Origin of the sequence: Bacillus sp. GMa5/1 (genome assembly GCF_050172015.1) — a bacterium.
GTDB classification, from domain to species: domain Bacteria; phylum Bacillota; class Bacilli; order Bacillales; family Bacillaceae_G; genus Bacillus_A; species Bacillus_A cereus.
Genome location: NZ_JBNLYC010000184.1, coordinates 1 through 7,417 on the forward strand (window position 1 = coordinate 1; position 7,417 = coordinate 7,417).

The window sequence follows — 7,417 nt, forward strand, 5'->3', positions numbered from 1 at the left end:
TTTACATAGGAATGAGTGGAGGATGAAGAACCCCCCACTCATTAACATTACACTTTCTATTATGTATTAAGCCATCGTTACCTTTTTACAATTATTTATTCTTACGACTTGCCTTGGTTCTATATGAGATAAGTCCTCGCTATTACTTATATCAACTACAATTGTATTCGTTAGTATGTTAATAATGGAACCAACTAATTTTGTAGCATGATCGTGTCGATAAGAAAATTGAACGAAATCTCCCTTTTTAAAGTTGTGCTCTTCCATAGATAGATCCCCCTAAAAATAATGTTTATACATTATACATACGCAAAATTATAAGTTTTAAACATTTATTAGTACGATTTAAGTGTTAAGCCGAGAAAGGTGTAGAAAATTTATTTATAATGAAAATAAAAAAATATGTTTAAAACTAATTTTTATGGGTAATTAAATAGTAAAAGTTCGAGATAAGGGGGCGGAAATGATGAATTTGGCAATAAATATTTTGCAAAATGATGTAGGTTATACGGTACAACTTAATGGTGAGATTGATGCGTATACGGCATCAGATTTAAAAAATAAGGTAATGCCTATTACAAGCGAAAAAGAGGTTCATATTGTAGTAGATTTTCATAACGTAGATTATATGGATAGTACAGGCTTAGGAGTTTTTATAGCTTTATTAAAAGCAGTTAAGAAAAATGATGGGAAGCTAGAGTTTACTGGTGTGTCTAAAAGGCTAAAAAGATTATTTGATATTACAGGGCTAACAGAAATATTAAATTTGAATTCCGATTTTGAAAAAGTAGAAAGAAGGTGACTAGGGATGATGGAGAGATTTGAAAAGATAGAAATGAAAATTCCTGCAAAAGCAGAATATGTGGCTATTATTCGTTTAACAATGGCTGGTGTTGCGAATCGAATGGGCTTTGCTTATGACGATATAGAAGATATGAAAATTGCTATTAGTGAAGCATGTACAAACATTGTACAACATGCATATAAAGAAGACGTTGGAGAAATTACAATTGTCTTTGGCTTATATGAAGATCGATTAGAAATTATGGCTGCGGATAATGGAGTTAGCTTTGATTTTAATAGCTTAAAAAGTAAAGTTGGTCCGTATGATATTAATAAACCAGTAGAACATTTGCCAGAAAATGGTTTGGGTTTATATTTAATCAATACGTTAATGGATGATATACAAATTATGCATGATGAGGGCATGACAGTTTTAATGACAAAATATATACAAAGAGAGCAGGTGGAGAATGATGGAAATCCAATCTCAACCTACAAATCTTACTAAAGAAGACGTTATTAAACTAATTGCAGACTTCCAACAAAACCAATGTGATGAAGCACAGGAAAGATTGGTTAATCACTATAAAAATCTTGTATACTCCATTGCATATCGCTATTCAAAAGGTGGGCCGATGCATGAAGATATTATACAAGTAGGAATGTTAGGGCTCTTAGGTGCAATAAGAAGGTATGATTATTCGATAGGGAATACTTTTGAGCCGTTTGCAATACCTACAATAGTAGGCGAAATAAAGAAATATTTACGTGATAAAACTTGGGGTATTCACGTTCCAAGGCGAATTAAAGATTTAGGCGGGAAGATTAAACTTGCGATAGAGGAGCTAACAGATCGTTTCCAGCGTTCACCGAAGATTATAGAGATTGCAGATCATTTAGGACTATCCGAAGAGGAAGTGCTAGAAATTATGGATGCGAAAAATAATTATCGCGTATCTTCCTTAGATGATGTAGTTGAAAATTCATCTGATGGCAGTTCGGTAGCGAGGATTGAATCTGTAGGTGAAGTAGAGCAAGGATATGAAGAGACAGAAAGGCGTCTCGTTTTAAAGGATATTTTCAACGTATTAAATGACACAGAAAAGAGTGTTATTCATTATATATTTGGAGAAAATTTAAATCAAAAAGATACAGGGGAACGGTTAGGTATTTCACAAATGCACGTTTCTCGTATTAAAAGACAAGCGATAAGTAAATTGAAGCAAGCAGCATTTTTAGATACATAAAAATTTAAAATCATTATGTTTAAAACATGAGAAAAGGGGTAGTTATTAAATATAGGAGGAGATATAAAAATGTCACACGATGTGAAAGAACTAATCGAAGGATTGAATGAAGATTTAGCAGGAGAATACTCAGCAATTATTATGTATAACCATAATGCAGCTACAGTTTCTGGTATATATAGACAAGTGTTAAAACCTTTCTTTGAATCTGAAATTAGTGATGAACAAGGACATGCCCTATATTTAGCGGAGAAAATTAAGACGTTAGGTGGTACACCTACTACAATCCCTTTACCAGTGAAACAAGTAGAAGATGTTAGAGAAATGTTAGAGTCGGCTAGACAATCAGAATATGAGACAATTAAGCGTTATGAAACGAGAAAAGAACAGGCAGCGAAATTAAATATGACAGAGTTAGTTGTAAAGTTAGAAGATATGATTGCAGATGAAACAAATCATATGGAAGAATTAGATCGTCTTTTAAATGACAAAGCAATGGTATTAAATTAATAGTGGAAATTTATAGAATGAAAGAACAAACTCTCATTTCTGGGGGTTTGTTCTTTTGCTGTATAAAAATTATGTTAGAGTAGGAAATTTTCATTTTGTAACTGAGTATGCAATACTAGAAAAATAGAAAATGATAATAGATTTACATTTTAAATAAGAAAAGGGGAAATAATTTGTGTCCATTTTAATTGTCGATGATAATCCGGTTAACATCTTTGTAATTGAAAAAATTTTAAAACAAGCCGGATATCAGGATCTTGTATCGCTGAATTCTGCACAAGAGCTTTTCGAATACATTCAATTTGGAGAAGATTCTTCCAGGTATAATGAAATTGATTTAATCTTATTAGATATTATGATGCCTGAAATTGATGGACTTGAAGTTTGTAGGCGATTACAAAAAGAGGAGAAGTTTAAAGATATTCCTATTATTTTTGTTACAGCTTTAGAGGATGCCAATAAATTGGCCGAAGCTCTTGATATGGGGGCAATGGATTATATTACGAAACCTATAAATAAAGTTGAACTATTAGCACGTATGCGTGTAGCGTTACGCTTGAAATCGGAATTAAATTGGCATAAAGAACAAGAAGAAAATCTTCGGAATGAATTAGATTTAGCTACGCAAGTACAAAGAAACTTATTAAGTAGCCCATTAAGAGAAGATTATATAAAAATTGAAGCAAGTTACTTACCTTCATTTAAATTAGCTGGAGATATGTATTATTGGTATAAAATCGATGAAAACCGCTACGGTATTATATTATTAGACGTGATGGGACATGGTATATCTGCTTCATTAGTTTGTATGTTTATTTCGTCTGTATTACGTGAAACGATTAAATCTTTAATCGATCCAGAACTTGTCATTAAAGACTTAAATAAATATATGACTCTTTTACATAATGAGAATGACGATATTCCATATTATTTTACAGCGATATATTTAGTAGTAGATACAGAAAAGAGAACGATTGAATATGTAAATGCAGGGCATCCTTCTGGATACGTTTTAGTTGATGAAACAAATATGGTTGAACTAAATCGCGGGAGTTGTGCGGTAGGATTTTTTGATGAAATAAAAGTTAAAAAGACAGTTATACCTTTTGAGAAGAACGCTCAAATCGTATTGTTTACAGATGGTGTTCTTGAAGCAATTGCAAATGATGAATTTGAGGCTGAAGAGAAATTACGTACTTTTACAGAAAGAAAATGGGGAGATTTAGAAGGCGAGATAGAAGGGTTTTACAAGGAAGAACAAAAGAAAGCGCAATCAGATGATATGTGTCTAATTATGATACAAACGAATGCGAAATAAAAAGCGTATGAAATCCAAACAGAGGATTTCATACGCTTTTTATTGTATTTTTTGATAAATTTGTTCGCTAGGATTAAATTGGGTATAATGCGGCATTATATTTGAAAAACGAAGAGTTTCTTTATTTCCTAAACATAGAAAACCATTGTGACCTAGGCTTTCATAAAATAGTTGCTGCACTTGATTTTGAAGTTTACTTGTAAAGTAAATTAAAACGTTACGACAAAGTATAATATGAAACTCGTTAAAAGATTGATCGGTTACTAAATTATGCTGTGCAAAAATAATGTTTTGTAAAAGTGATGGATTAAAATAAGCAAAACGATTATCTGTTGAATAATAGTTAGAAAATGCTTGTGTACCGCCAGCTTGTAAATAATTTTTCGTATAAGTTTGCATTTTATTTAACGGGAGGATAGCTTGTTTTGCTTTTTCTAACACATTTGTATTCATATCTGTTGCGTAAATAACCGACTTTTCACTTAATCCTTCTTCGTGAAGTAAGATGGACATTGATAATACTTCTTCACCAGTTGCGCATCCAGCATGCCAAATTCTAATTTCAGGTTGCTTTTTTAATTCAGGAATAACATGCTCTCTAAGCGCTTTAAAAAAGGCAGGGTTACGGAACATCTCAGTTACATTAATCGAGAAATCATTTAATAACTGTTCTAAAACCCCTTCCTCGTGAATTACTTTTTCAATTAATTTTGAAATGGTAGGGATATTAGAGAGCTGCATTCTATTACAAATTCTTCTATAAATAGATGTGCGAGCATATTGGCGAAAATCAAATCCTGATAGTTTAAATACCGCTTCCAATAGTAATTCAATTTCTAAGTTCGTGCGCTCATCCGTATCTACTGATGGATCAAAATTATAATACTTATTTTCCACTCCAACTAAACCTCACTTATTTTATTAACCATACACTCATTACCGAATAGAGTTGATGTAGATTTAATGGTTTACTTATATAATCTGAAGCGCCAGCAGATAAACATTTTTCCTTATCATTTGGCATTGCTTTAGCAGTTAATGCGATAATAGGTATTTCATTTAACCCTAAGTTCATTCGGATATTTTCCATCGTTTCATAACCGTCCATATTAGGCATCATAATATCCATTAAAATAAGGTCAATATTTGTATTACTTTTTAGTATTTCTAAACACTCTAAGCCGTTTTGGGCAGTAATAATGTTGGCATTTTGTTTTTTTAATGCGTTTTGTAACGCAAATATATTTCGATGATCATCATCGACAATTAAAATGGTTTTCTCTTGGAAGACGTTATTTGTTTCGGTAGTAACAATAGTTTCTTCAACAACTTCAGCAGGAATAACATCTTCTATCGTTGCTGCGACTTCTAAATTGGATAACTGTATATCTGGTAATCCATTTGGAAGGTTAGGAATATATACCGTGAAAGTACTACCTTCTCCTACATTACTCTCTAACGTAATCCAACCACCTAACAATCTAGCAAACTCTTTACAAATAGATAAACCTAATCCTGTACCACCATACTTCCGAATCGTTGCGCCATCTGCCTGTTGAAAGGCTTCGAAAATAAGTTGATGCTGTTCTTTAGCGATACCAATACCAGTATCTTTTACTGAAATTGTAATCCAATCTTTACTTATAGACTGCATATCATGACTTAAATTACTTGTTTCTATCGAATCGAAATGTAAAGAAACGGATCCTTTTTCTGTAAATTTAAATGCATTGGATAATAAGTTTTTAATAATTTGCTCAATCCGTTTTGCATCTGTATAAAATAGATCAGGAATCGTATCACTGTCTTCAATAGTAAATTCGACATTTTTTTGTGCAGCTATATGTAAAAAGTTTTGATGCATATTGGCTGCCATGTCACTTATGTTCGTTGCTTCAAAAATGATGTCTAGTTTGCCTGCTTCTACTTTAGATAAATCGAGTATGTCATTAATTAAAGTAAGTAAGTCTTTCCCTGATGAATGAATGACAGTTGCTAATTCAATCTCATCGTCGGATAAATTGTTATCATGATTTTCTCTTAACATTTCAGATAATAGTAAAATACTATTTAACGGTGTGCGTAATTCATGTGACATATTTGCTAGGAACTCAGATTTGTATTTTGAGCTGCGTAACAACTCGCTTGCTTTTTCTTCTAATTCTGATTTAGTAATTTGTAAGTCAGCTGTCTTCTGCTCAGCCTCTTCAGTTCTAGACTCTAATTGTTCATTCGTTGTTCGTAATTCTTCTGCTTGCATTTGTAGTTCTTCCGCTTGCGTTTGCAATTCTTCTGATTGAACTTGTAACTCTTCTGTCATTGCTTGTGATTCATGTAAAAGAGTTTGAATTCGCATACGTCCCATAATGCTATGGATTGTTAAACCTAGATTATCAACGGTTTGTTGAATTAAATCTTGATGTAAATCTGAAATCTCAGTTACACTTACTAACTCCATTACTGCGATTACTTCATCCTCAAATAAGATAGGGATGATTAATAGATTTTTAGGACGTATTTCTAATACTCCGCTAGTGACATAACGAAACTCTTCGGGTATATCCCTGAGAATAAAACTTTTCTTTTCTAAGGCAGACTGTCCAATGAAACCTTCACCCATTTGAATGGATTGTTTCCCAATATCAGCACCTTGATCGGCGAAAGAAGCTTTTTTCACATAGTAGACAGTTTCTTCATATTCTTCACGTACATAAAATGCACCGCAAGAAGTTTGCGTTTTTTGTATAATTCCACTAAGAATTTTTTTACCTAACATCTCAATAGAAGATACACCTTGATACATTAAAATTAATTCTGCAAGCTCCGTTTGTAACCACTCTCTTTTCGATATTTCGTCTAGTAGGTGATTCGTTGTATGAGCAAGATCTTTTATTTCATCACGTGTGTTTACATGAATTCTTTCCGTGATTTTTTCTTTAGAAGAAATGGATTTAATAGCTTGAATTACATTTTTAATCGTTTTTGTAATGGAATTCGAAATATAGAGTGAAATGATAATAGAAATACAAGAAAGTAAGAACAATAAACTGTATAACCAAATCTCTAATTTATTATTTTCAGTATCTAATTGTGCTGCTCTTTTTTTTGTTAATTGCTCCTCAGTGCTACGGAAGTTAGTTACCTGTGACTGTAATGACTGAATTTGAGTCGTGTCGATTGTTTGTACATTATTACTATTATGATTTGCAATTAACGGGTGAATCTCTTTATTTATCCAACTAATAATATTTTCGTTAATCTGTTTTAATTTTTCTTGCTGAGATGGGTTATCCTCTAATAATGAGAAAAGATCTTGATAATGCTTTTCGTAATCCTTTTCCGCAGAATTAAGAGATTGTACGTAATTTGGATTATTAGAAATGATAAACCCTTTCGCTTTATTTTCAATTGTTAGTAAATCTTTCTCCACTTGATTTGTTAAATTGAGAACTTTAAAATCGTGATCAATAATAAAATTACGAGATTTTTGTAAATTAGAAATCTCATTGTTCAACATAATGAAAGAAACAAGTAAGAACAAAATGATAACTAAATAACC

8 protein-coding genes are annotated in these 7,417 nt (G+C 32.0%); 5 read left to right on the forward strand and 3 right to left on the reverse strand.

The genetic code is table 11. From position 1 onward, the window contains the following. Window positions 1–66: 66 nt before the first annotated feature. Window positions 67–267 carry a hypothetical protein gene (locus ACQGSG_RS24635; RefSeq protein ID WP_000391011.1) on the reverse strand — a complete coding sequence of 67 codons (201 nt, stop codon included), beginning with the start codon at window positions 265–267 and terminating at the stop codon, window positions 67–69. Window positions 268–463: 196 nt separating this feature from the next. Here ACQGSG_RS24635 and ACQGSG_RS24640 point away from each other — a divergent pair, with 196 nt between their 5' ends. The 5 genes from ACQGSG_RS24640 to ACQGSG_RS24660 all read left to right on the forward strand — a co-directional run bounded on the left by ACQGSG_RS24640 (window position 464) and on the right by ACQGSG_RS24660 (window position 3,858). Beyond that, window positions 464–802 (forward strand): STAS domain-containing protein, encoded by a 339-nt coding sequence (locus tag ACQGSG_RS24640; protein WP_002060869.1) that lies wholly within the window; start codon window positions 464–466, stop codon window positions 800–802. 6 nt (window positions 803–808) lie between these two features. After that, window positions 809–1,291, forward strand: a complete 483-nt coding sequence (rsbW, locus tag ACQGSG_RS24645) for an anti-sigma B factor RsbW (protein WP_000970580.1) — start codon at window positions 809–811, stop codon at window positions 1,289–1,291. After that, a complete protein-coding gene (gene sigB, locus ACQGSG_RS24650) occupies window positions 1,254–2,030 on the forward strand; it encodes an RNA polymerase sigma factor SigB (RefSeq protein WP_325842733.1) in 777 nt (258 codons plus the stop codon). The genes rsbW and sigB overlap by 38 nt, the downstream gene beginning before the upstream one ends. Before the next feature lie 69 nt (window positions 2,031–2,099). After that, window positions 2,100–2,540 (forward strand): ferritin-like domain-containing protein, encoded by a 441-nt coding sequence (locus ACQGSG_RS24655; protein ID WP_000017755.1) that lies wholly within the window; start codon window positions 2,100–2,102, stop codon window positions 2,538–2,540. A 175-nt stretch (window positions 2,541–2,715) separates the two neighbouring features. Further along, window positions 2,716–3,858 carry a fused response regulator/phosphatase gene (locus ACQGSG_RS24660; RefSeq protein ID WP_000025538.1) on the forward strand — a complete coding sequence of 381 codons (1,143 nt, stop codon included), beginning with the start codon at window positions 2,716–2,718 and terminating at the stop codon, window positions 3,856–3,858. 39 nt (window positions 3,859–3,897) lie between these two features. Here ACQGSG_RS24660 and ACQGSG_RS24665 read toward each other — a convergent pair whose 3' ends face one another. Further along, window positions 3,898–4,755 carry a CheR family methyltransferase gene (locus ACQGSG_RS24665; protein ID WP_000429042.1) on the reverse strand — a complete coding sequence of 286 codons (858 nt, stop codon included), beginning with the start codon at window positions 4,753–4,755 and terminating at the stop codon, window positions 3,898–3,900. Between the two features lie 16 nt (window positions 4,756–4,771). Beyond that, window positions 4,772–7,417 (reverse strand): ATP-binding protein (locus ACQGSG_RS24670; protein WP_426948232.1); only part of this gene is annotated, 2,646 nt, incomplete at its 5' end.

Bases quoted from the DNA above. Each gene is read 5' to 3' on its own strand.
- ACQGSG_RS24635 (WP_000391011.1), bottom strand. From the start codon at position 267: ATGGAAGAGCACAACTTTAAAAAGGGAGATTTCGTTCAATTTTCTTAT.
- ACQGSG_RS24640 (WP_002060869.1), top strand. From the start codon at position 464: ATGATGAATTTGGCAATAAATATTTTGCAAAATGATGTAGGTTATACG.
- rsbW (WP_000970580.1), top strand. From the start codon at position 809: ATGATGGAGAGATTTGAAAAGATAGAAATGAAAATTCCTGCAAAAGCA.
- sigB (WP_325842733.1), top strand. From the start codon at position 1,254: ATGATGGAAATCCAATCTCAACCTACAAATCTTACTAAAGAAGACGTT.
- ACQGSG_RS24655 (WP_000017755.1), top strand. From the start codon at position 2,100: ATGTCACACGATGTGAAAGAACTAATCGAAGGATTGAATGAAGATTTA.